The sequence below is a fragment of the Bartonella fuyuanensis genome, from assembly GCF_014197255.1.
Lineage (GTDB): Bacteria > Pseudomonadota > Alphaproteobacteria > Rhizobiales > Rhizobiaceae > Bartonella > Bartonella fuyuanensis.
This window is the reverse complement of the sequence record NZ_JACIFE010000009.1, coordinates 18,457-43,303: the sequence shown is the minus strand read 5'-3', so window position 1 is coordinate 43,303 and position 24,847 is coordinate 18,457. Positions and strand designations below refer to the sequence as shown.

The 24,847-nt window shown below is 33.6% G+C and carries 18 protein-coding genes, 1 tRNA gene and 2 pseudogenes; 14 read left to right on the top strand and 7 right to left on the bottom strand.

Translation table 11 applies throughout. From position 1 onward, the window contains the following. The first annotated feature begins 14 nt into the window (after nt 1–14). From GGR08_RS04780 to GGR08_RS08260, 6 genes are all read left to right on the top strand, one after another. Nucleotides 15–611, top strand: coding sequence for a DUF1214 domain-containing protein (locus tag GGR08_RS04780; RefSeq protein WP_183194239.1), 597 nt, complete (start codon nt 15–17; stop codon nt 609–611). Further along, nucleotides 604–1,143, top strand: coding sequence for a hypothetical protein (locus GGR08_RS04775; protein ID WP_183194238.1), 540 nt, complete (start codon nt 604–606; stop codon nt 1,141–1,143). The genes GGR08_RS04780 and GGR08_RS04775 overlap by 8 nt, the downstream gene beginning before the upstream one ends. 629 nt (nt 1,144–1,772) lie before the next feature. After that, the gene (locus tag GGR08_RS04770; RefSeq protein ID WP_183194237.1) at nt 1,773–2,558 is read left to right on the top strand and encodes a DUF1499 domain-containing protein; all 786 of its coding nucleotides are present in this window, start codon (nt 1,773–1,775) and stop codon (nt 2,556–2,558) included. Between the two features lie 1,215 nt (nt 2,559–3,773). Continuing rightward, the gene (locus GGR08_RS08275) at nt 3,774–4,514 is read left to right on the top strand and encodes an ATP-binding cassette domain-containing protein (RefSeq protein ID WP_246350132.1); all 741 of its coding nucleotides are present in this window, start codon (nt 3,774–3,776) and stop codon (nt 4,512–4,514) included. A 462-nt stretch (nt 4,515–4,976) separates the two neighbouring features. Then, nucleotides 4,977–5,117, top strand: coding sequence for a hypothetical protein (locus tag GGR08_RS08270; RefSeq protein ID WP_246350130.1), 141 nt, complete (start codon nt 4,977–4,979; stop codon nt 5,115–5,117). Nucleotides 5,118–6,110: 993 nt separating this feature from the next. Continuing rightward, entirely contained in the window at nt 6,111–6,227 is a 117-nt protein-coding gene (locus GGR08_RS08260; protein ID WP_246350128.1) for a toxin-activating lysine-acyltransferase, read from the top strand. A gap of 301 nt (nt 6,228–6,528) precedes the next feature. Here the strand turns inward: GGR08_RS08260 and GGR08_RS04750 are convergent. Next, nucleotides 6,529–6,603 (bottom strand) — tRNA-Gln (locus GGR08_RS04750). Between the two features lie 695 nt (nt 6,604–7,298). Here GGR08_RS04750 and GGR08_RS04745 point away from each other — a divergent pair. Further along, on the top strand, nt 7,299–7,901 hold the full coding sequence (locus GGR08_RS04745) for a superoxide dismutase (protein ID WP_183194236.1): 603 nt from the start codon (nt 7,299–7,301) through the stop codon (nt 7,899–7,901). 74 nt (nt 7,902–7,975) lie between these two features. Here the strand turns inward: GGR08_RS04745 and GGR08_RS04740 are convergent, their stop codons facing one another. Continuing rightward, nucleotides 7,976–10,075: a S9 family peptidase gene (locus GGR08_RS04740; RefSeq protein WP_183194235.1), complete on the bottom strand. Its 2,100-nt coding sequence runs from the start codon at nt 10,073–10,075 to the stop codon at nt 7,976–7,978. Between the two features lie 781 nt (nt 10,076–10,856). On the opposite strand from GGR08_RS04740, the gene GGR08_RS04735 reads away from it, so the two are divergent. Next, entirely contained in the window at nt 10,857–11,294 is a 438-nt protein-coding gene (locus GGR08_RS04735; protein ID WP_183194234.1) for a Ros/MucR family transcriptional regulator, read from the top strand. A 97-nt stretch (nt 11,295–11,391) separates the two neighbouring features. Here GGR08_RS04735 and GGR08_RS04730 read toward each other — a convergent pair whose 3' ends face one another. Both GGR08_RS04730 and GGR08_RS04725 read right to left on the bottom strand, forming a co-directional pair. Then, nucleotides 11,392–11,802, bottom strand: coding sequence for a SufE family protein (locus GGR08_RS04730; RefSeq protein WP_183194253.1), 411 nt, complete (start codon nt 11,800–11,802; stop codon nt 11,392–11,394). 104 nt (nt 11,803–11,906) lie between these two features. Further along, nucleotides 11,907–12,281, bottom strand: coding sequence for a DUF5330 domain-containing protein (locus tag GGR08_RS04725; RefSeq protein ID WP_183194233.1), 375 nt, complete (start codon nt 12,279–12,281; stop codon nt 11,907–11,909). Between the two features lie 1,074 nt (nt 12,282–13,355). Between GGR08_RS04725 and GGR08_RS04720 the strand changes: the two genes are divergently transcribed. Continuing rightward, nucleotides 13,356–14,195, top strand: a complete 840-nt coding sequence (locus tag GGR08_RS04720; protein WP_183194232.1) for a peptidoglycan-binding domain-containing protein — start codon at nt 13,356–13,358, stop codon at nt 14,193–14,195. Between the two features lie 151 nt (nt 14,196–14,346). On the opposite strand, the pseudogene GGR08_RS08255 reads toward GGR08_RS04720, so the two are convergent. Beyond that, nucleotides 14,347–14,894, bottom strand: a pseudogene (locus GGR08_RS08255) (Arm DNA-binding domain-containing protein); the annotation flags it as partial. A gap of 675 nt (nt 14,895–15,569) precedes the next feature. Further along, entirely contained in the window at nt 15,570–16,628 is a 1,059-nt protein-coding gene (mutY, locus tag GGR08_RS04705) for an A/G-specific adenine glycosylase (RefSeq protein ID WP_183194231.1), read from the bottom strand. 209 nt (nt 16,629–16,837) lie between these two features. On the opposite strand from mutY, the gene GGR08_RS04700 reads away from it, so the two are divergent. From GGR08_RS04700 to GGR08_RS08560, 4 genes and pseudogenes are all read left to right on the top strand, one after another. After that, nucleotides 16,838–17,338, top strand: coding sequence for a DUF721 domain-containing protein (locus GGR08_RS04700; RefSeq protein ID WP_183194230.1), 501 nt, complete (start codon nt 16,838–16,840; stop codon nt 17,336–17,338). An 80-nt stretch (nt 17,339–17,418) separates the two neighbouring features. Then, complete coding sequence (locus GGR08_RS04695) at nt 17,419–18,075, top strand: DsbA family protein (RefSeq protein ID WP_183194229.1); 657 nt, start codon at nt 17,419–17,421, stop codon at nt 18,073–18,075. 175 nt (nt 18,076–18,250) lie between these two features. Then, nucleotides 18,251–20,920, top strand: coding sequence for a pyruvate, phosphate dikinase (ppdK, locus tag GGR08_RS04690; RefSeq protein ID WP_183194228.1), 2,670 nt, complete (start codon nt 18,251–18,253; stop codon nt 20,918–20,920). 1,405 nt (nt 20,921–22,325) lie between these two features. Then, nucleotides 22,326–22,451: pseudogene (locus GGR08_RS08560) on the top strand (integrase); the annotation flags it as partial. 4 nt (nt 22,452–22,455) lie between these two features. Here the strand turns inward: GGR08_RS08560 and GGR08_RS04685 are convergent. Continuing rightward, nucleotides 22,456–23,544: a site-specific DNA-methyltransferase gene (locus GGR08_RS04685; protein WP_425485752.1), complete on the bottom strand. Its 1,089-nt coding sequence runs from the start codon at nt 23,542–23,544 to the stop codon at nt 22,456–22,458. A gap of 374 nt (nt 23,545–23,918) precedes the next feature. Here GGR08_RS04685 and GGR08_RS04680 point away from each other — a divergent pair, with 374 nt between their 5' ends. Continuing rightward, nucleotides 23,919–24,614, top strand: coding sequence for an HAD family hydrolase (locus GGR08_RS04680; RefSeq protein ID WP_183194226.1), 696 nt, complete (start codon nt 23,919–23,921; stop codon nt 24,612–24,614). Nucleotides 24,615–24,847: the final 233 nt, after the last annotated feature.

The following is a 24,847-nucleotide window of genomic DNA, read 5'->3' as shown; positions in this document are numbered from 1 at the left end:
CAAGATATTCTAAGATGTTTTTTAATATCACCATTTTCTTTTTTATCTTCGCTTTTTCTATTTTAGGTGGAAAACTGAGTGTCGATTATGTGCTTAATTACTTTCCTCATTTTGGACGCTTCACAATTGGAAAATGGAGTGCTTATCCACAAGTGGGAACTACCAATATGGACCCTTATACCCAAGCCCGCACCGCCAAACAAGGCATAATTTCACTCGGACGGACTGAAGGCATTAAATTCCAAATTTGGCAAGATAATCAAGGGCGTCCATTCTACCCTCACTGTCATTATTTGCTCAAAGGTTACATCCCTGAAACTCGTCTTTTTACTCTTTATGCAGCTGACAAATCCCTTAAACCATATACTTCATCCCAAAAAATACCTTTTGAACTCCACACTGACAATATTGTCTATGAACATGATGGATCATTGCACATTAATATTTCACCCACACCGCAAGCAGGCAATTGGCTTGCAACAGTTAGTCAAAAAAAATTCGGGCTTATTCTTACTTTATACGATACCCCAATTATCTCTGCAACGGCATTAAAAAAGCTCACGATGCCCTCTATAGAAAAAATTCCATCAGGACAACTAAATTGTGACTAAATTTATCTATACTGCTCTTCTTGCAATCATTGGCGCTATTATTGTTCATATTTGCATTTTATTTCTGATCCCCTATTGGGCCCCCAATAACATATGGACAGCACTTAAAAAATCTGGAAACTCTTATCAGTTTGTCGATTTTACTCCTAATAATCCTATTCAGCAGACTGCTGATCCACTCTTTCTTCTTAAAGTTTGCAGATTTAATCTCGAAAATGGACCTGTTCATTTAAAAGCTTTGAAAACACGACAATTGTGGTCACTCGCTGCCTACACACACGATGGAATTATCTTCTATAGCCTTAATGACCGAACAGCCCCTGATGCTACACTCGATCTTATCATTGGAAAACCAATACAAATAATAGAGCTAAAAAAATCAAGACCTAAAAAAAATGCCAATTCAGTTTTAGTTGCTAAAAATTTGAATGAAGGTTTTGTTATTTTACGTATTTTTACCCCTTCTTCGCTTAAAAGAAAAGAAAGTGAAACTTTCCTTTCATCTGCTACCTGCCACATATTTTACGGATAAAAATATCCTTACCTCTCACTTGTACAACAATTTATTTTCTATAAAAACTAAACAAAACCTGTCAAAATGAACATCTTTTTTCTCTATTAATTGTAGTAGATTATAATTCAAATACATCTGAATTTAGATCCCTAAATTTTTTATTGAGATAGAAAATATTTTCAATCCTCTCACAATAATCTTTTATTGAAATACAAACCTACCACCCATGTATACAGAAAAAACAGTAAATTAATTAGCAATATAAGGTACAATGAAATCTTTATCGTAGACGCTCATTATGTATTCAATAAGTATGATCTGATAAAAAAACTTTCCGCAATTAGAAGAAAAAATCAAGAGTCAAGTTCTAAAAAAATATGCTGCTAACAACCATAAAACTTGTTATTTGAAGTGATTTATATTGATTTAAAAATATTCCCATAAAATCGACATCAATGACATGATAAACTATAGAATAAATACTGTTTTTTCAATGAAATGCTAAAAATAATCACTGGAAACTTATAAGACATTATGCGTCCTTGACCTCAAGAATAAGTGCTTTACTTTTTTATGAGCATAAACTTTTAAAGATATGCACTCTGAGAAAACTTGGCTTATAGTTTACAGCTGAGGGGGAAAAATTCATGAAGAAGAAATATATTCGATTAATTTCAAGAGCAGCAGTATGGTCCCCTCGATTTGGTGGATTAGCTTTCTTTATTTTATTATTTTCGGTCATCTTACAACGTTCTTCTGTACTTAATGTAAGCGACTTCATAATTTTAATAGGAATCTCTAATTTCTGTGTAATTATTTCTCTTTTTCTTGCTCTTAAAGCACTTCATAGTTTGTGGATCTATGGAGCTCTAGGGGGAATGAAAGCTTTAAAAGGGATCGTTTATTCGTTAATAACTGCAACACCATTGGTATTATTTTGGGGACTTTGGTTTACTTTACCCGCTCTTTACGACGTTTCTACCGATACACAAAGACCACCAGCTTTTTTTCGCACAATACGTCCTAGTGATGCTTTACCACTCAAAAGTGTTTTGTTCGAACAAGCAACATTACAGAATTCACAATGGCCAGAAATGTCAGGGCGCCGTTACGATGGTTCGCCTGACCGCATTCGTGAATCCGTTCTTAATGTTTTAGCTGCATATGATTGGCCTATTATAGCACAGCGAGAATTCAAAGGCGAAGAAAATGAGATTTATATTGAAACAAGAGCTAAAACTTTTTACCTTGGTTTCACTTCAGATATCGTGATACGCTTAACTAATGAAGGTGATACCACCTTTGTTGATATGCGTTCTGCTTCCCGCTATTTGCCAAGAGATTTGGGAAGCAATGCTGCTTTTATTATCGATTTTATGGATGCCCTTGATACGGAACTCGCTTCCCTTCCTCTCTCACAAGATGAAGGATAACAATCAAGAGAGATAAGGCGCTTTATTGCATAAAAATTGCTTATTTTTCAATAAATATAAACTGATAATTCTTCTACAAAAGACAATAATATCAAAACAGCCCATATTTGAAATAATTAAAAAGATTAAAAAATAGGAAATAAAAAACAGAAATTTTCATGCTAATGCTGATATTAAAGACTCTGTCTAACTGTAATCAGTAAACATTTTTTAAATACTAGATTTAATATATTGTAATAATTAAAATATTACTATAATTTAATTTTATATATTTAATATTCTATTATTTAAATTAAATTTATAGAATTTTTTCATAAAAAATTATATTTACAATAAATTAAAATATATAAATATTAATAATAACTAAAACATTTTATAATAAAAATACAAATAATATAATTATATAAAATTAGTTTTATCTATATAATATTATATTTGTAATTGGTAAAAATAAATAATAATGAAAGATAAAATTTCAAATTAACATATAATAAATTATATTATACTAACATTTATAGAAATATTTATTAATATTATAAATTAACAGCATGCATTATACTTTTAACCTATTTCCACAAATCCCCCAACACCGTAACTAAGACTAAAACCAATTCCACTACCCGCTGCTATAATCATCTGTTTAAGTCTTTCTTTGTCTGTTTTGTGCAATTGGCAAATGGGGGAATTATTTACGTGTATTGGAGAAGTTGATACAATTCATATTTTTTAAACGAGAACCATTGCAACAACTGTACTGAAGGTTCTTTTTACCATTATTCATCTCGCAACACTCTTTTCCATTAGTCTGAAATTTACCTTCATTGTCCTTATAATTTTACCCTTGCAAAAGAGCTCTTTAGCATTAGTTTTCGCCTCTTGACGCTATCAACTACGCCGTGCATTTACCCTGCAATCCGCCCATCAATCACGCCTTATTAGAAAGCTTTACCAATCTTGACGCTATCAAAGCACATGTAAAAAACCAATGCATACGATGCGTATGCACGAAACTTTAGTCGGCAATCTAGATCAAAGCCTCACAATCAGTAAATTTCATCTCTTGAATGGAACATTAAGTCATATTTTTAGTAAACTTTTTACTATTTTTATCATATTTGTTTCGGACTCAAGCAATACTGCAAAACCAGATTACATTAGGGCAACTTATTGCCTTTTATCTTCTTTCTGACAATGTTTCTGCTCCTATCTTAAGCCTTGTTTCTATTATGGAAAGAATGGCAGCATTTAAAAATTTCTCGTCTTCGCTTGGGTGATATTCTGAACTCCCCTTCAGAATGGGAAAAAGAAAAGCCATCCCTTCAACTCACCACCATACCCCATCTTGAAGCTAGAGATATCTGTTTTTCTTATGGTGATAAGTTCATTATCAATCATCTTAATATCTGTTTACAACCTGGTAAACTTATTATGTTTCTTGGTCCTCCAGGATATGGAAAATCAACTTTCGCTCAACTGATCTGTAGTCTCTATTTTTTAACAAGTGGACAAATATTGATTAACAACCAATCTTTACAGAATTTTGATATCCGTAACATTCGTAAAACAATCGCAGATTTTCCCCAAAATCCTTGCCTTTTTTCCAGAACTATTCTTGAGAATATGCTTCTTGCCAAATCAGATGCCACTAAAGATGAAATCAGCGCTGCACTATATGTTAGTGGTTCCCATGATTTGTTCTCTCAATTACCTCTAGGACTAAATACTCAAGTAGGTGAACAAAGTGGCTTTTTATCAGGTGGGCAATGCCAACGCTTAGCATTGGCTTGTTTTTTTCTGATAGAGCCGCAACTTCTTACCTTGGATAAACATACTTCCGCATTGGATGAGACGACCAATGCACAAATTGTTGAACATTTATACAAGCTTTCGCAAGATCGTATTGTTTTCGTTATTACGCACAAACGCGTTTTTTTCTTAAGTATGCAACCGTATTAAATTTCTATGATCGGGCGGCAAAAAAGCAGATAAGGCTCCCCATTTGCATCCTTTATCGCCAACACTTCATATGGTAGATACTGTTTTAATCGTCTTATTTCCCTTTATTGTAATTAGTAACTTCATCTCAAAAAAAGAGATTTTCGCACAGAAACAAGGAGAAACTATTCCCACCGTCTATATCCAGCTGGTGCAAGCGCAAAAGACAAGACACATTGAGTAAGTTCTTGTAAAATAATATCAATTTGTTCATCAAAGCGATCTTTTTATTCAATTAGATCCACGCGAAACCTTAAATGAGTGCGCACGTACCCAAGCAGATATTGCCCAACAAACCCTGCAAGTATAAATTGCCACTGCTATTTTCACTGCATTGAATGAACGAGATCCTTTAGATGAGGATTTTGTAACCAAAGGGATTTCTTATTTACAAATTTCTTCCTCCAGCAGCAATACAACGAAATGGATAAAGAAAAATTCATCAGTGCACCTCTTCAATCGCTACAAGATAAAGTAAAAACACTGAAAACTCAGGCTGACCGCATTGCACACAGCGGTGCGATTCTATATGCGCAATTGGACAAATTACAAAATGATCCATAATTAAGCTAAGAAAAACTCAAAGCTGCCCAAAACCTGATGGAAACAAAAGTCATCAGCAACTTTCTTTAATTTCAGAACGTTTACATGACTTAAAAAAATGTAAAACATGAAATTTTAGCCAAGAAAAGACGTTGGGAAGAAAACAACGCTGGAATAGAAACACTCCGCCAGCAAAGACAAAGTCTTATTTCTGATGAAAACACCCACAATCGGCAGCTTTCTCGTGAAACAGAACTCTCTTTGCAAAGATTAAAAGCCAAACTTGACAGCGGCCAATATCGTCTTGACCATTTATCACTGTACGCACCTGTTGATAGACGCATTGACGATTTAAGTATTCACATGTTGGGTAGCTTTGTAGAAGCTGGGAAAACACTCATGCGTATTATCCGGGGCTCAAGGGGACTCATTGTTGAAACGTTTTTTAATAATCGAGATATTGGTTTTAAAAAAAAGGCCAACGTGTTTACGTAAAATTTTCTGCCTTTCCACCTAAACGCTATGGCGTTATATACAATACAATTTAAATGTAAGTGCAACAGCTCGCTATGAGCAAGAAATTAATGGTGCTTATGCTGTTTTAATCAAAATAGACTAAGATCATATCACTTTTAATCATCAAGAACTTAAATTTATCCCTGTCATAACCATGACAGCTGATATCATTCCTTCAAAACGACGCCTTATTTCTTTGAACCTATTACAAAAATTTTAGAACAATCTTTAAAGAAAAGATAATGTCTATAAATGAAAATCCAGCACCATCTCTCTTAGATTCAATTACGGCTTTGGGGTCCCCATGGTCGTTTTAATGCTTCAAGCTCCTCTACACCGTCGCTGGCAAATTTGGGATATTGAACAAAACTTAAAACCAGCCTTATAGACTGGGCAACACAAGCTTTATAAAATGAGCATGGAGAATTTTGCGCCTTTACCACATGAGTTTTTTTAGATGAAAAAAATTACCAATCTATGCTTGAAAAAGGAGAACTTTTGTCCAATGTTGATTGGCAGAGTGGAAAGTACATGTGGTTCATTGATTATGTAGCACCCTATGGCCATATTGCTCATATTGTACATGCTATGCAACAACATGTATTTCCTTATTAACATTATTGTTATGCTGGCTGACGCAATAAAGACGGTGAGATCAGAAAAATTACCCGCTGGTGTTGCTATAGAGCACAAAAACTATCTAATATAATTTTTGTAAACTCATTGAAATAGAGAAAAACTTCTAAAAATGATTATTTTATTAATGATAATAAAAGAAAACCTTACATTTTAGAGTCACTCTAGCTACGGAGGAACATTTTCCGGATTACAAAATCCAACAAGAATCACCTCCTTAAACAGTATTAAGAGTCTTAACCCACTCTCAAGTTGCTAATTGACTAATTTTACTAAACACTGGCTGGGGTACCTGGATTCGAACCAGGGAATGCCGGTACCAAAAACCGGTGCCTTACCGCTTGGCTATACCCCAAAAACACACCTTTCAAAGGTTTTTGCCTCTTATAGCGATTCCTGCGACTGGACGCAACATCTGAAAATCAAAGAGCTTACTTTTTTATCATAAAGTTTCTGAATCTTATATAGTATTGCCTCGATCCAAATTCGCAGAAAAAACTGAAATACAATTACATCTTATAACAAAATTAGCAACTATCCATCAGTTATTTTGCCCTTTTATTAATTTTCTAGGAACATAAAATGAAAGACTTGTAGTTTATTCTATTTTTAATAACTTAGCATCTGCTTCACTTTTCTTGGTATATTCAAATCTCATTTTACTCAATTAAAATAGAAAGAGCAGAAAACCTTATGCGTTTATGAAATAGAATTAAGTGCATAGAAAATTGTCCCTCAACATTCTGTGACAAACACTATGATGTACCATACCAATAGATTGGAAAAGTTTTGCAAAAATTAATAACAACTTGTGTCATATTTTAAAAACATTCTGAATCACAAAAAACAAGGAATGATAACCATCTCCATTTATTTTTTATTCAAAAGGTAACAATATCTTTACCCATTCATAGATGTAAAAATTCTAAAGCTCCTTTTTAAAAGTAGAGCCACTAAAATTAATTATTACAAATGAACATTCAACATTTGCTTTTAGGTGTTGTAAATGGCAAATTGGGTGCTTAATAATTCGAATCGAGGAGATTTTAAATGGCTTTTGAATTGGCTGCATTGCCTTATGATTACGATGCTCTTTCACCCTACATGTCACGAGAAACGCTTGAATATCATCATGATAAGCATCATCTTGCTTATCTTACTAATACCAACAACTTTATAAAAGACCTAGGATTGGAAAACGAAAGCCTTGAAGAGATTGTTAAAAAAAGTTTTGGAAAAAATATTGGTTTGTTTAATAATGCTGCGCAATGCTACAACCATAATCATTTTTGGCTTTGGATGAAAAAAAATGGGGGTGGTCAAAAACTGCCTGAAAAACTAGCAAAAGCTATTGAATCTGATTTAGGTGGCTATGACAAATTCCGTGCTAATTTTATTGCTACTGCTAGTGCTCAATTTGGTTCTGGGTGGACGTGGGTTGTTGTCAAAGATGGCAAACTTAAAATTATGAAAACACCTAATGGTGAGAATCCTTTGGTTCATGATGCACAAGCTATTCTAGGTGTTGATGTATGGGAACATTCCTATTACATTGATTACCGCAATGCTCGCCAAAAATATCTTGAAGCTTTCGTGGATCATTTGATTAATTGGGATTATGTTTTGGAACTTTATGAAGATTGTGGATTGTAAGCTAACTAAATGATTTTTAAATATCTAAAAGTCCCTATAATCCAATGAATTATAGGGACTTTAAAATAGAGGTATTATAGATTAACCGCGGTTTTTCTTATTATCTTTAGAATATATGCATAGATATAGGCAGCTTCTTTTAGCTTTGAAAAACGTCCAGCCGCACCAGCATGGCCTGAATCCATATTAATACGTAATAAAATCGCATTATCATCTGTTTTAAATTCACGCAATTTGGCTACCCATTTTGCAGGCTCCCAATAGGTTACACGAGGATCGGTTAATCCTGCTATCACAAGCATAGGGGGGTATTTTTGCGCTCTGATATTATCATAAGGAGAATAAGAAGCTATAAGATTATAATCTTCTTGTGATTCAAGAGGATTTCCCCATTCGGACCATTCAGGGGGTGTTAGTGGTAAGGAAGCGTCTAACATCGTGGTTAAAACATCAACAAAAGGCACATTGGCTACAATTCCAGCAAAATCCTGTGGAGCTATGTTAGCAATAGTACCCATCAACATACCTCCTGCCGAACCACCATACGCAACAAGCCGATCATGAGCTGTAAATTTATTGTTGACCAGATAGCGTCCACAAGCAATAAAATCTGTAAATGTGTTATATTTAAAAAGATGTTTTCCTTTTTCATACCATTCAACACCCTTTTCCTTCCCCCCACGAATATGGGCAATGGCATAAATAAAACCTCTATTTACCAAAGAAAGTACATTGCTATTGAAACTGGCAGGAATAGAGATACCATAAGCACCGTAACCATAAAGTAGACAGGGTGCACTACCATTGAGCGAAGTGGTTTTATGATATAAAAGTGAGATGGGAATTTTCTCACCATCATCTGTAGAAACCATAATACGTCGCGTTATATATTCATCTTTATTATGACCAGAAGGAATTATTTGTGTTTTTAAAAGAATTTGTTTGCGGCTTTTTATTTCATAATCAAAAACTTGATCAGGTGTTGTCATAGATGAATAGGAAAAACGAATAGTTGGGCTATCATATTCTGCCGCACCTTGTAATTCTAAAGAATATGCCTCTTCTGGAAAAGAAATGGAACGAATTTTTTTGGTGGTACGCTCCATAATTTTTATCTGAGGAAGCCCCTCAAAGCGTTCGAGCCAGATAAGAAAATCTTGATACGCATCATGGAATAGTATCAAGCGTCCAAGCTGATGTGGCACAAGTTCCGACCAATTTTCTGATTGCGGAGCTGCAGACGGAGCAACCATAACTTTAAAGTCCTTTGCATTATCTAAATTGGTAAGAATATAAAAGATATCGCCACCTTCTGTAAGTGAATATTTAACACCTTTTTGCCGTTTGCGTACACATTGAGGAACACTAAGAGGTACTTCAGCAGGAATTAACCAAATCTCTGACGTTTCATGATCATGAATATCAATATAAATAACATCATGAAGCTTAGAGCCTCTTACATCTAAGAAAAAACCTGGATCATTTTCACGAAAAATAAGCTTATCTTGCGATTGATCAGTATTTAAGCGATGATAATAAAGCTCTGAAGGTCGATGATTTTCATCCATTTTTGTATAGAAAAAACCCTCAGCTTGAGCATCCCACACAATCTGTCCGGATGTATCAGTAACAGTATCCATACAATCAGATAATGTTTCTAAATTACGAATTTTAGCTGTATAAAATTCTGATCCTTTATCGTCATAAGTCCATACAACATATTTATGATCAGGAGATTCTTGAACTGAACCAAAATTGAAATATTCTTTACCTTCAGCTAAAAGATCACCATTAAGATAAACATGTTTTTCTTCACCATTCCTTAGAGTACGAAAATAATGTGGTTGTTGCCCTCCGGTAACATAAGAAAATCCGTAAGCAAAAGGTCCATTTTTTATAGGAACGGAACTATCATTCTCTTGGATCCTGTTTTTCATTTCAGTAAAAAGCAAATCTTGTAATGGTTTTGTATCAGCCATTTGGGCCGCTTGATAAGCGTTTTCTTTTTCGAGATGATATCGAATCTTTGAATCAAGACAGTTAGGATTTTTCAACACATCTTGCCAATTAGACGCACGTAACCAATGATAGGGATCATCACGAAAAATACCGTGATATATTTCCTTATGAGTGATTCTAGATGCTTTCGGAGGAATTATAAAAGGGCGAGTCATACACAATCCTATATTAAAATATGTTAATGTTAATAGCTTCCTTTATATGTTTAGAATCATAATTATGGATGCAAGTGCAAAAATTTATATGCTCTACTCATTTTTAAAAATGGTGCGATGATAATTTTACAATGAACATCTTTCTGTTCATTACATATCACAGCTATTGTTTTTTAGACAGATAATACCACTTTTATAATAGAAGTTATTGGTAAGATAATTAAATTATAAGAAAAATAACTGATTTTTTAAAACAGTATAAATATATATAAATTTTTATCATTATATCATGAAAATAAAAATATTACATGTCACATTTAATAAATAATTGTAAATTATTATATATAATATGTAAATATTTTTATTATTAAAATTTATAAATTATAAAATATAAAAATAATTTTAAAATTTATTTAAAAATATTAAATTTATATACTATACTTTATATACTTAATATTTCCTATTTTTATATTCTTAAGATAAGATTTAAAGTTATACTTTACGTAACTATATTTTCAATGTATTGTATGTTATGTAGAATAGTTTATAGAATAAAACTATCTTTTAACATGTAAGAATTTCTTTTTTCTTATTGAATATTATGACAAAAAATAGGTATTTATTTGATTTTTTTGTGTTTTGGCAATTTTATAGAATAATTTAATTGACAAAAAAGATTTTTGTACAATATGAAACCCATGTGCATGAAATCTTTATATCATGAGTATATGCACTACGATCTCGATTTTGAATTACTCGATTTTAATTAAAGGAAACAAGAATGGAACATCGTCCAGTCTTAGAGACTGAAAGCAATTTAGTTATTACATTAGTTGCTGATATTGTTGCTGCCTACGTAAGTAATAATTCTATTCGACCGACTGAAGTGCCAAGTTTAATTGCTGATGTCCATGCTGCTTTTCGTAAAGCAGGAAATCTAGAGTTAACAGAAGTTGAAGTTGAAAAACAAAGACCTGCTGTTAATCCAAAGCGTTCAGTATTCCCTGATTATCTTATTTGCCTTGAAGATGGAAAGAAATTTAAATCTTTAAAGCGTCATCTTATGACACATTATGGAATGTTGCCAGAGGAATATCGTGAAAAATGGCAGTTGGACAGTTCTTATCCTATGGTAGCACCTAATTATGCAAAAACACGGTCAGCTTTAGCTAAAGAAATGGGACTGGGACGCAAAAGCAAACGGAAAAAAAATAAATAATCATGTTTTGCTGAAAAATAGTCTTATATATAACGTTGATTTTTTAGTGTATATGTTTTCTATAAAGCTTGTGTGGTCAATCTTTCTAAAAAGAGAATTATATGTAACTTTCGTCGTGAATCCGTTTAATCATTGATTTCAAACCATTTGATCTTTGTGGTGTAAGGTTTTCGTTTAATCCAAGTTTTTCAAAGAGATATTGAGCATCGGTATTGCGAATTTCAGAGGCTTTTTTGCCTGAATAAAAAGCAAGAAGAATATAAATGAGTCCACGCACAATGTGAGAATCAGAATCACCTTGAAACGTTAATATTGGATCTTCTGAATTATTACGTGAAGATAAAAGCCACACTTGACTAATACAGCCACGAACTTTGTGGGCATCATTTCGAGCTTTTTCTGGAAAAGGCGATAATTCATGGCCAAGCTCAATTACGTAACGATAACGATCTTCCCAATTATCTAAAAGCGAAAAGTTTTCTATAATATTATCGATCGTTTCCGCCATCATCTCAATCCTGTTTCGTTTTAATAATCATATTAAATATACTTATTGATAGATAAACTTTCATTTTCCTAACATAAACATTAAGAATGTTTAAAATTCTTATTTCAAGCTAAAATTGTAGAGTTTTGTAAGGGCTCCTGTATTTCCATTTTGCGAGAAATATTAAGAGAGGTTTCTGTATTATTTTTGTTACCTAATATGTTGCCCAAATATTTATAAACAGCTCTTGCACCGTAATATGCACGTTCTCCAAGTAAACTAAAAAAGGACTTTCCTACTTTACAGGTTTCTATATTACGATCACAAAATGTTCCTAAGTCATGTAAAGCTTCCTTAAAAGCAATCATCACATCGCTCGTTGTTGTTTCATTATTTTTTTCGCCAGAAAAATAGTTACTGCTTGGATTTGTTACAAAAAATGAACTAATAACAAAAACAAAAAACAAAAAAAATGACAATTTGATTAAAAAACGTATCATAGGCAATCAATGTACTGCAGTGGGGGAAATACAATAAAGGAATATTTTATATACTGCTTCTTTATAAAAAATTTATAAAATGAACTTTTTATAAATTGAACCTAGATCATTGACTATTTTATAAATCTGATACAACACAGTTGTATAAAAATGGGATATGTTATCTGCTCGGAAAAAAGTAACATTAAAATTATACAAAAATAAGAAACATAATCATGATGATGTAAAGAGGCTAGAAAATGTACAACGCACATTTATCGTCTTCTATTCCACAAGTAAAGTGTCGCCATAGGATAAAGATTAAACACACAAACCAATTTCTTTTCCATATTGTGTCCATATTTATTTTAAAGGATAATTTATCATTCTAAACTTGGCTGAAAAGGCTAAATACAATTAGTTTTTATTATTTTAACTATATTGTCTATAAAATTTTACTGGCATGTCATGAAAACGATCAAGATGTAGATAAAAATATTAAAAAATAGATGAAGCTCTTATGATTTCATTTCAAGACAAAATTTTTCCTATAATATATTAAATGTCAATTTAGTTGATACTTATGAACATAATTAAATATAATTAGAAGACATTTATATCAAAATATAATAACATTAAGAGATAATTATTCCCATCAAACCATTTACAGAAAAGTAACCTTATATACATAAATTATATAGAATATATGATGACTAACCTCTTTCGAGCATTCTAGAAAATATTCTCGACTTTACTGAAAATAATAGGTAAATATATGCGCAAAAAATAAAGCATGATGTAGTATTATTGTTTAGATGGTTAATAAGTGATAATATAGTTTGCAAACACTTAAATGGTCTTGAACATTAATCATTTAATGCTCCCTTTATACATATTAAAGATTTATAAAATATGGAATTAATAAAAGCTTATAAAAGCGCTTATTGATTTATCAATTTATAAATTGGTATAATAGATTTGCTTGTTTTAGACTTTTGAAAGGAAAAAACAATCATGTAAATGCATTTCTCTTTATCTAAAATTAAGAACTAATTTACATTCGTTTCTTTGTAAAAAAAACTAACTGAAAAAGTAATGATAAAAAAACGAAAGATATCCCGAAAAAAAACTGTAAAACAGCGTAAATACTATAGTAGTATCATTATCATATTTCTTTTAATGATCTTTCATTTTATTTTTTGGATAGCAAAAACTCTTTATTTCTACATACGAAAAAATACTTTATTCTTTGTTGGCTCTCTTCTTTTTAGCATTAGTTTTTTGTTTGTTTCATTTAATGCTTTATTTTCGCAAATGACAATACATCAAAATATTCCAACTCAAATGAAGTTTTCCTCCACTCAAAGTATAAGAGAGAGCTCGACTTTATCCGAAAAAAAAGCAAAATCACAAGAACTTTCTCGTGTGACTTCAGTACATTCTCAAAGTCATCACCATACCAACTCACCTTTTCCCCCTAAATCAGCAAGCATACTGGAAAAGCAAAAAGAATTAGCAAAATTAGGATTCTATGATGGACCTTTAGATGGGCTGGAAGGACCTAGAACACGCCGTGCTATTGCTTTATGGAAACAACAAACTGCTCAGAAAATGCAAAACAATGTTTTCTCCAATCCCACAACAGATGAAATTGCGATATTAATTCAGCAGAGCGAAATAGAAATGGCAAATAAAACAACAAGAAATATAACACACTCAAAGAAATCCATTTTAAAGCCCTCTGTTGAAGATATTAGACAGGTTCAAAAAGCTTTACATATTTTTGGTAATGAAGAGGTCATTATCACAGGAATAGAAGATCAAAAGACAATAGAAGCCTTAAAGCAATTTCAAAAAATGTTTGAGCTTCCTGTAACAGGTAAAATTAACCACACAATTTTAATGAAAATGCGTGAAATTGGTTTATTAAATTGAAGCTAATCATCTATATTATAAAAAATCTCTTGATTTATAATAGTATTTTAATTTGCATTGTTTAATGCCTTCCCTGAGTACAAAAATATTTCTCCAGCTTAAGACTTTATATGAAATCAATCAGAACAGTTTTCCTGCACATTTCATCAGCCATACAGTTGGTAGCAAAGGGACCACGGTCAATTACAGAAAAAAGGAAACTATTCAAGATAGCAGATGCACTTACTACAGAATCTTTAAAGCTTCAAATGATAAGGGGCTACGAAATTCTGTTATAGCATCACGCTTTCCTTTCATATTCTCAAGCCAAAAATTGTCTATATATCCTCCTCAACTTGCACTTTATTAATATGAAACTAAGGATTTGTGCGAACACCTGTAAAAATAAGAAAACATAAAGTCAGTTGGATTATGGTTGTTGTTTGGCAAAGTGTTTTATAAAAAGGCAGCACTTCGTTCCAATCTATTATCGGAGAATTTGTAACTGAATGGTGTTATTTCACAGGCTTGTTTTAAAGAGATATCGCTTAAGACTCCCAATCCCATTTTACGGCATCGACCATAAAATGAATGATATAACGATAAAGCCATTGAACACCGCCATTTTTATGTTTGTGAAGAAAGCAAGCCGATACCATCATTATATTTTCCCTCTAATGTTGCGACAGATTTTGCATTAAGACGATTCATAAGAACCATTTTTATCCCTCTCTTATACAGTTTTTATCCATCCGTCAGCCCCATTTGTGACATGCAAGCAAATGGATTTGTTTGATTCAAGACACAGATTTAAAATGAGAAAATCTCACGATATTTGATAGTCTAATTCAATATGAATAACGCTAGGTTATCTTTATAAATCAATATATTGTTTGAAATAAACTGATTGCTTTATTCTACCAATCACCGATGATATCTGATCTTAATTGAGATAGACAAGAGAGTATTTTATGCTTTTTCTAAAAGTTTTTTTATCTACATACTCATCTCGCTTGTAACCAGTAAGCGAGTATTTTTATGTTTCTTGTATCAGAAATTAAAACGAGAAATTTTCACTGTATATTCTTAATTTAAATTCCAAAACAGTAAATTATCAATCAATACACCTTATATGAAACTGAATATCAGAATTAAAAGATTCGTTCACAAATTAATAATCAAGTACCTTTTTTGAGGTAATATGATATCTATATCTGAACAAGCAAAGGACAGAGCTTAAAATTTAAATCTAAAATTTCTAAGCCTTTCTATCCTTTTTTAATTTTTATCTGTAAAAAAATTGGTTATTTCACGTCCTTAATTTTTTAAGCTTAAGAAATGGTCGCTAGGAATATAAAAATCTCCGTTAGCAAATATTTTTACGAATCAGGAGGGTTATTTCAATCTGAAAGAACTAGGAAGTGCTACGGAAATGGCTTTTTTCATAACAGTAGGTAGCGCTTCTTCAGCAAGGTGTTGAATGTTACACCACCAACCATTTTCACAATTCATTTCATGGATATCCTCAGTATAGTAAACATCGAGTTTTAGAGAAAAGTGAGTAAAAACATGCGTAATTTGCCCTTTGAATTGCCAATTGGCAATAAAGGGTGCATTTTGGAGTCCATTTTCATTGTTTATACCAATATTGTTAGGAATTTGGGTCATTCCACCAAGGAGTTTTTTTTCTTGTCGTTTTTCCAAATAAATTTGTTTATTTTTATTAAGAACTACGAAAGCAATACCTATCTTTGAAGGGCGTTCTTTTTTAGGAGATTTAACTGGAAAAGATTCCATTTTTTGCATCTTTGCTGCTTTGCATAAGCTTTGAAGAGGGCAAATATAACAAGATGGTTTGCGTGGGGTACAAATTGTTGCTCCTAAATCCATCATTGCTTGAGCAAAGTCACCAGGACGGTTTAAAGAAGTAATTTTTTGTGTTTTTTCTTTAATTTCAGCTTTGGCTTTTGGTAAGATTGAATCAATAGCAAAAAGGCGTGCTACCACACGTTCGACATTACCATCAACTACTGCAACAGGGCAGTTAAAAGCAATTGCAGCAATGGCTGAAGCAGTATAATCTCCAATACCGGCTAGAGTTCGCAATACTTTTACAGATTGTGGAAATTGGCCTGCATAGTCTTCAACAAGTTGTCTTGCACACTTTTTAAGATTACGTGCGCGTGAATAGTAACCAAGTCCAGCCCATGCTTTCATAATATCATCTTGTGAAGCTATTTCTAAAGAAGAAAGATTAGGCCAAAGTTTCAAAAACTTTTTAAAATAAGGCTTAACTGTTTCAACGGTTGTTTGTTGGAGCATGATTTCAGAAAGCCAAACTTGATAAGGATCAGGGCGGATACCTTGTTTTTGCTCTTCAGGGGTAATCCGCCATGGAAGATTTCTATGATTTTGATCGTACCAAGAAAGGAGGTGCGAAGAAACTTCATACATGGTTATTTTCAAGCATAAGGAGATCTAAAATGCAAAGGAAAAATATTTATTTTATTATTCATATTTTTGCTCTTTCATATTGATCTTGTTGAGACACTAGTGAAGAGAGCGTTTCTATTTTGTTGATATTTTATAAATTAGGAAAGCTATCGCTTTTTAAATGAAACAAGTGATTGTAATTGAATTACCGGTTGAATAATGATCTAAAAATGAGGAAAAAACTTAAAAAACATTCTTTTTATTCTCTTTCTGAGACGATATTTAAAATACTTGATCCAGTTTTACGAAAACGGACAGGGTTAAATGTAGAGCTTATAGAGCATTGGCCACAAATTGTCGGCGGTGATATCAGTAAACATACAATACCGCTTAAAATTATTTGGAAACATCGTAGAGATCAGAATGAAGTTTTTCAACCAGCAACACTTGTTGTAGCATGTGAAGGATTTTCTGCGTTAAAATTGATGCATGAAACAGAGGAATTACTTCATAGAATTAATGGATTTTTTGGCTATATTGCCATCGATCGCATTAAGATTGAGCAAAGAAATTTGTCGGTTTTTACAAAACATTTGCCTCTAAAGTCGGCTTTGAGTAAACAGGACAAAAAATACATGGGAAAGATGCTTGGAGGAATTGAAGATAAAAACTTACGCCAATCACTTTATGAACTTGGCTGTTGCATTTTCTCGGAAAAAAATAATAAATAGCAAGATATTTTGTATATTTTTTAATATATGAGAAAGCATTGAATTCCTATTCGTTTAATAACAACAGAAAAGTATTATTTATGTTAAAATTTCGTTCTTTTTTATCTTTTGGGGTAATTTTTCTCTTCATAACGATTGTACAAAACAGTGTAACAGTTTCTTTAGCTCTTGGTCTAAAGCCAGTTGTAACGGTTGATCTAGCTGAACTTCTTCAATCGGGTAAAGTAAAAGATCGCTTTGAGGGAAAAGCGGATGCACCAGTCGTCATTATTGAGTATGCTTCGTTAACATGTGTTCATTGTGCGTATTTTTATAATGATATCCTTCCTCAAATTCGCAAAAAATATATCAAAACAGGAAAAGTAAAACTGATTTTCCGTGATTATGCTTTTGATCCTCGAGCAACAGCAGGCTTCATGTTAGCGCGCTGTGCACCAGAAGATCGTTATTTTCCTTTGATAGAAGTTTTATTTCAAAAACAAAATGAGTGGGTTTGGAAAAAAGATGCTCTGACACCATTGAAAAAAATTAGCTTACTGGCGGGTTTTACAGATGAGAGTTTTACTGCGTGTTTGAAAAATCAGACTATTTTAGATGAAGTGAATGCATCTTTTGAACGTGGTAAAGAACTTGGTGTTACAGCAACACCTACTTTCTTTATCAATGGTAATAAATATGAAGGTGCCATGAAAATAGAAGACTTTTTTTCAGTGATTGATAGTTTTCTTAAAAACTGAATCTTAATCTTTCAAAAGATGGATAGTGATATTGGGAGTCATTATCTTTGAGGGAAGATTGGATTATACATTTATGAAGCGATATTTTTTGGTTAACCGATTTTGAATCAAATCATTGTTTCTAGTGATCCTAGATTGAGTGATGTTTTAATGGTGAGATGGGAGGATTTGTACAATGAAAAAGTGGGTTTATAATTTTGGCGATAAAAATGCAGAAGGAAGTGCAAGCGAGCGGAATCTTCTCGGAGGGAAAGGCGCTAATTTAGCAGAAATGAGTAATCTTGGTTTGCCCGTACCACCCGGGTTTACTCTGACAACAGAAGTTTGTAATTTTTATTATGCACATGACAAATCATATCCAGAAGAGCTACAGGAATCTGTTAAGCAAGCGCTAAAACGCGTTAGTGAACAAACAGGACGTGAATTTGGTAATGAGCAAAATCCTCTTTTGCTTTCTGTTCGTTCAGGTGCAAGAACCTCTATGCCCGGGATGATGGATACAGTGCTTAACCTTGGCATGAATGATGAGACTGTAAAAGCCATTGCTTTACAAGCTAATAATGAACGTTTTGCTTATGATAGTTATCGGCGTTTTATTCAAATGTATTCTAACGTTGTTTTGGGATTAGATCATTCGTATTTTGAAGAGATTCTTGATGAGGAAAAAGTACGTAATGGTTACACTATTGATACAGAAATGACAGCCGATGATTGGAAAAATGTCATTACTGCTTATAAAGCATATGTTGAAGAAAAATTAGAAACCCCTTTTCCACAAGATCCTGAACAGCAATTATGGGGAGCGATTGGAGCTGTTTTTTCAAGTTGGATGACAGCCCGTGCAGTTACTTATCGCCATTTACATAGCATTCCTGAAAGTTGGGGAACGGCAGTTAATGTGCAAGCTATGGTTTTTGGCAACATGGGTGAAGATTCGGCAACAGGTGTTGCTTTTACACGTAATCCATCGACAGGAAAAAAAGAACTTTACGGTGAATTTTTAGTTAATGCGCAAGGGGAAGATGTTGTAGCAGGTATTCGAACACCTCAAAATATTACAGAAAATGCGCGTATTGTTGCTGGTTCAAATAAGCCGTCTTTAGAAAAAATTATGCCTGAAGCTTTTTTGAAATTATGCCAGATTGCACAGAAACTTGAGCAACATTATCGGGATATGCAAGATCTCGAATTTACTATTGAAAAAGGTAAATTATGGATGCTGCAAACTCGTTCAGGAAAACGTACAGCTCGTGCAGCTCTCAAGATGGCAATTGAAATGGTTGATGAAGGATTAATAAGCCGTGAGGAAGCTGTGATGCGTGTTGATGCAAAGTCACTTGACCAACTTTTACATCCAACACTTGATCCCAAAGCAGAGCGTTTTGTTATAGGATGTGGTTTGCCTGCTTCTCCTGGAGCGGCAACTGGTGAAATTATCTTTACTTCAGAAGAGGCAGAAACTGCATCAGCAGAAGGTCGCAAAGTTATTTTGGTACGTGTAGAAACAAGCCCAGAAGATATTCATGGGATGCACGCTGCAGAAGGAATTTTAACAACGCGTGGAGGCATGACAAGCCACGCTGCTGTTGTTGCACGGGGAATGGGAAAGCCATGTATTTCTGGTGCTGGAAGTGTGCGGATTGATTACAACACAAATACGCTGTTTGCTTCAGGAGAAAGCTTAAAAAAAGGTGATGTTATCACAATTGATGGTGGAAGTGGGGAAATTTTCAAAGGGGAAGTTGCAATGTTGCAGCCTGAGCTTTGCGAAGACTTTGAAAAATTAATGGAATGGGCTGATGGGATGCGACGTATAAGAGTTCGCACCAATGCTGAGACACCATCTGATGCACGTCTGGGACGTTCTTTTGGAGCTGAAGGTATTGGTCTTTGCCGTACCGAGCATATGTTTTTTTCTGGTGAACGTATTGTTGCCATGCGTGAAATGATTTTAAGTCATGATGAAAATGGTCGTCGTAAAGCACTGAATAAACTTTTGCCAATGCAACGTTTAGATTTTGCTGAATTATTTGAAATTATGTGTGGTTTACCTGTTACCATTCGCTTGTTAGATCCTCCACTTCATGAATTTCTACCAAAAACTGATGCAGAAATTCTTGACGTTGCCAAAGCTATGGGAGTTTCTACTGAAGTGCTTTCTGAACGTGTGCAGCAATTGCACGAATTTAATCCTATGCTTGGGTTAAGAGGATGCCGCTTAGCCATTACTTATCCTGAAATTGCTGAAATGCAAGCGCGGGCGATTTTTGAAGCAGCAGCAGAAACAGCCCAAAAATCTGGCTCTCCTGTCATGCTTGAAATTATGGTACCACTTATTGCACTTAAATCTGAACTCGATTTCGTAAAAGCGCGTATTGATCAGATTGCTGAGGAAGTAATGAAGGAAAAGGGAAGCATTATTCAATATATGGTTGGAACGATGATTGAGCTTCCAAGGGCAGCACTTCGAGCGGATGAAATTGCTGAAACTGCGGAATTTTTCTCATTTGGAACAAATGATTTGACACAAACCACTTTTGGAATTTCCCGTGATGATGCTACTCCTTTTTTAGCAACCTATTTTCAAAAAGGCCTTTTAGAGTTAGATCCTTTCATCTCTATTGACCGTGATGGAATAGGAGAACTTATTACCATTGCAGCACAACGTGGACGTTCAAAGCGCAAAAAAATAAAATTGGGAATTTGTGGTGAACATGGAGGTGATCCTACCTCTATTGCTTTTTGTGAAGAAAATAACTTGGATTATGTTTCATGTTCTCCTTTTCGGGTACCAATCGCTCGCTTAGCAGCAGCACAAGCGGCAATAGCAACGAAAAGGATGTAATGGGTTAGTATTTTTTGTTGTATCTTTACTGCTGAAATAAACTTAACATGGTATTTTATTTTTTCCTTAAAGAAAATAAAAATTTCTAGGCATTATAAGCTAGATTACACGATAGAGTGTATTTTTAAAAGGTTTATGAGAGAAAAGGTAAAGCAAGATAGAACAAGGTATAATGTTAAGATATTTTCAGGATCGATGAGATTTTTGATAGAGAATAGCGTTCTGTGATGTAGTTAATTTATACATTTATTCTTTTAATAAAGGCTATGGACTCCTCACGCAACGCAGAACACTCTAAAAAATGTATTTGTTTTGCACATTTACATGCTGTTTTGACGAAATGTTTCTCAATACAAACTCCATTCCATGTCGGTTTGTGAAACGGAGATATGTAAAACTCTCCGTTAGTTTATAAAGCCCTCCCCTAGAGTTTATAAACCCCACTGTGCGCTATCATTTTTCCACTTATGAAGGAGAAAACCAGCACCACCATATTATTTGTTCTCCCCTGATATTGCCTGAAACTTCTTAGTATTTGAAAGTGTTCATTATAGGAATTTTTATTGCTTTCTTCAATTGTTTTACTCCAGACATCAATATTATTTACAAGTAAATGATTTTGATTGTTTCATTATAAAAAAGTTAAAATGAGTGGATTTTATGATATTTGAGACTTTCATTCAACATAATAAATAGCGAATTACCATTATAAACCAATATATTGATTTATAAGTGTAAAGTTGATAGCATACAGAGAGTTTACCATTATACCATTCATAGGTATTATCATGAAATGGGTTTAGGTACGTTGAAATACGTTTCTTTAAAAGAAAGCACACAAATGTGCAACTCAGCAGCGTTCTGTTTTATGTAAGAGGCTATTCTCCCATTAAGAACGTGAGAAACAAAAGTGTGAGTCAATACGCAATCTTCATTATTAAAAATACATTGCTTTAGATGCTTTTGAAAATTGTAACACTGAATTAAAAGGAAAAGTGATTTCTACCTCTTAAAAATTTATATTCTTCTCCAATTAGGCCACCTTTCCATTTCAAAGATTTCATAAATAGATATACGCAATATCCTTTCTCCCATTTGACATACAAAAGTTGCAACAGCAAAAAAGCACTGAACTGCCTTAATATTTGTCTCTAACATGCTGTTGAGTTAGATTTGAATGTTGATTTTTATAAGCAACAACAAAAGCACAGGTTCTCTTTAGGAAAAACATCAAGATATTGATTTATAATTATAATTCACTGTTCTGTATGTTGAATGAGAAGATCTAATAACACAAAATTCTTTCATTTCAAATCTGTTTATATTGACTCAAACAAACCCTTTTGCTTGCACTTTACAAGCGGGGCTAGCATGTGAGTAAAAACTATAGAAGAAAGAACTAAAAATGGTTCTTATGAATCGTCTGAATGCAAGATCTGTCATAACATTAGGGGCTGGCAAATATAATAATGGCGCCAACTTGCTTTTTCACAAACGTAAAAATGAAGGTGCTCAATGGCTTTATCGTTATCCCTTCATAAAATACCCGTTTTTAACATTTGTGAACGTATGATCATTCTTAAATGATCTATGGACTTCAATCGTCCATTTTCCTCATAATACCAAAAGTTCCAACCGTTACAACTCTGAGAATCTTGTGCTTTTCTTCCCATTGCATGAATTGAGCCCGCTTCGCCACCATGCATGATCGTACCATCAGCTCTGACAATAGCAGATACTTTCTTCTTCCGATCATAAAGAACTTCTCCAGGATAGAGTAAACCTGCTTCAAGCAAACTGTTGAATGCTACGCGCGGTTCCGCTTTTTTTCTATCCAAAATCGCCAGTTCTGGTTGTTCTAAAGTTTTAACCGCCGCAATTCTCTCACATGCAGCATCAATATAATCTTGCTCGCGTTCTATCCCAACAAAATCACGCCCTAAAAGCTTGGCAACAGCACCTGTTGTTCCAGAACCAAAAAATGGATCAAGAATAACATCACCAGGTTTACTAGAAGCCATAATAATACGCGCTAACAATGCTTGTGGTTTTTGTGTTGGATGTAATTTACGTCCTGCATCATCCTTTAAACGTTCAGCTCCAGTGCAGAGGGGAAAAAGCCAATCTGAACGCATTTGTAGATCTTCATTTGCCGCTTTTAAGGCATCATAATTAAATGTGTACTTTTTATCTTTTTGATCTCGCGTAGCCCAAATAAGCGTCTCATGAGCATTTTGAAAACGGCGCCCTCGGAAATTAGGCATCGGATTATTTTTACGCCAAATAATATCATTAAGTATCCAAAAACCTAAATCCTGTAATGCTGTACCAACTCGAAAAATATTATGGTAAGATCCGATAACCCAAAGTGTTCCATTGGGTTTTAACACACGACGGCAAGCAAGCAACCACGCACGGGTAAAAGCATCATAAGCAGCAAAACTCTCAAATTGATCCCATGCATCATCAACCGCATCAACAAGCGAATGATCTGGACGGTATAAAGCACCATTCAATTGCAAATTATAGGGTGGATCTGCAAAAATCATATCAACGGAATGTTTTGGAAGTTTTTCTAGAACGGAAACACAATCTCCTTTAAAAATTTTATTGCGCCATGGCATCTGCGAAGAGGTACGAACGAAATCTTTTTGAAGCTGAATAACTGTCATGAAAAACCCAACAAAATGAACTGAATTTGCCCTATAATCAACCAAAAGCGTTTATAGGCCCGCATTATCAATCCATATTTACAAAATAGAGTAAACGTATCGTTAAAATTCCTTAAAAATTGATCTTCATTTTTGTTTTTTTTGAAGTAAAAAACTTTCATATGAAGGAATCCTTATTTTCTTTTTTTCAATAAGCTGTTTCCATACCTTTTATTTCGTAAAATAAACAAGAATCTTTTTCAAAGCATATTTTTATGAAATAAGATCTTCTCAATGTCGCTTTTATGAAAGTTATCCATACAATATAACATGTAAAGGAATATCTTATGCCTCAGATAGATCTTATTATCTTTGATTGTGACGGAGTTTTAGTTGACTCTGAATACCTTGCAGCAAAAATTGGATCTCAATTGCTAAAAAAAACGGGATATGAAATATCACCCGAAGAACTGAGTGAACGTTTTTCAGGGCTTATCTTCTACGATATTCTTAAACAAGTTGAACAAGAAACAGAAAAACCAATTTCTGTCCATCTCATAGATCAGATGTCAAATATTTTTCGTACACAAATAAAGACTGAATTACGTGCTATTGATGATGTAAGAGAAGCTGTAGAAATTATTCAAACACACTATCCATACTGTATCTGCTCTAATGCAAAGAGCTTAGATATAAAAGAGATGCTTACCATTGTTGATCTCTATGATCTTTTTGAAGGTAAAATATTTTCTGCACCTGAAGTTGGAACAAAAAAAACGAAACCTGCCCCTGATGTTTTCCTTTTTGCCGCAAAACAATTACAGGTGGAGCCCCGAAATACTATCGTTATAGAAGATTCACTTCATGGTGTACATGCTGCCATAGCAGCAGGTATGCGTGTCATCGGATTTACGGGAGGATCACACAGCTATCTCGGACACTCTAATGCACTTGCAGAAGCTGGTGCAGAAACAGTTATCGCAAAACATGCTCATTTAGAAGAAGTCTTAAAAGCAATGGCTGTATGGCGAGATTTATCCTAAAAAAAATCTCTTGAATAAATCTTTTTATAAACGGACATTTTTACCAAAATGTCCTCTCCTTCTTACTCCTCCCCTCTTGTAATAATTTCAATAAATGCGTGATTCACGATATAAATAAATTACATTTCAATGGGAAAGAGAAAAATATGGCACCTCTCTGAGCAAGCAGAAGTCAACTAACCTTTGCACATACTTTAAAAAAATAAAAAGCGGAGATGCAAACGCATAGAGAT

Excerpts from the sequence above, each read along its gene's own strand:
- GGR08_RS04780 (WP_183194239.1), top strand. The coding sequence starts at position 15 with ATGTTTTTTAATATCACCATTTTCTTTTTTATCTTCGCTTTTTCTATT.
- GGR08_RS04770 (WP_183194237.1), top strand. The coding sequence starts at position 1,773 with ATGAAGAAGAAATATATTCGATTAATTTCAAGAGCAGCAGTATGGTCC.
- GGR08_RS08270 (WP_246350130.1), top strand. The coding sequence starts at position 4,977 with ATGGATAAAGAAAAATTCATCAGTGCACCTCTTCAATCGCTACAAGAT.
- GGR08_RS04745 (WP_183194236.1), top strand. The coding sequence starts at position 7,299 with ATGGCTTTTGAATTGGCTGCATTGCCTTATGATTACGATGCTCTTTCA.
- GGR08_RS04740 (WP_183194235.1), bottom strand. The coding sequence starts at position 10,075 with ATGACTCGCCCTTTTATAATTCCTCCGAAAGCATCTAGAATCACTCAT.
- GGR08_RS04735 (WP_183194234.1), top strand. The coding sequence starts at position 10,857 with ATGGAACATCGTCCAGTCTTAGAGACTGAAAGCAATTTAGTTATTACA.
- GGR08_RS04730 (WP_183194253.1), bottom strand. The coding sequence starts at position 11,802 with ATGGCGGAAACGATCGATAATATTATAGAAAACTTTTCGCTTTTAGAT.
- GGR08_RS04725 (WP_183194233.1), bottom strand. The coding sequence starts at position 12,281 with ATGATACGTTTTTTAATCAAATTGTCATTTTTTTTGTTTTTTGTTTTT.
- GGR08_RS04720 (WP_183194232.1), top strand. The coding sequence starts at position 13,356 with ATGATAAAAAAACGAAAGATATCCCGAAAAAAAACTGTAAAACAGCGT.
- mutY (WP_183194231.1), bottom strand. The coding sequence starts at position 16,628 with ATGTATGAAGTTTCTTCGCACCTCCTTTCTTGGTACGATCAAAATCAT.
- GGR08_RS04700 (WP_183194230.1), top strand. The coding sequence starts at position 16,838 with ATGAGGAAAAAACTTAAAAAACATTCTTTTTATTCTCTTTCTGAGACG.
- GGR08_RS04695 (WP_183194229.1), top strand. The coding sequence starts at position 17,419 with ATGTTAAAATTTCGTTCTTTTTTATCTTTTGGGGTAATTTTTCTCTTC.
- ppdK (WP_183194228.1), top strand. The coding sequence starts at position 18,251 with ATGAAAAAGTGGGTTTATAATTTTGGCGATAAAAATGCAGAAGGAAGT.
- GGR08_RS04685 (WP_425485752.1), bottom strand. The coding sequence starts at position 23,544 with ATGCCATGGCGCAATAAAATTTTTAAAGGAGATTGTGTTTCCGTTCTA.
- GGR08_RS04680 (WP_183194226.1), top strand. The coding sequence starts at position 23,919 with ATGCCTCAGATAGATCTTATTATCTTTGATTGTGACGGAGTTTTAGTT.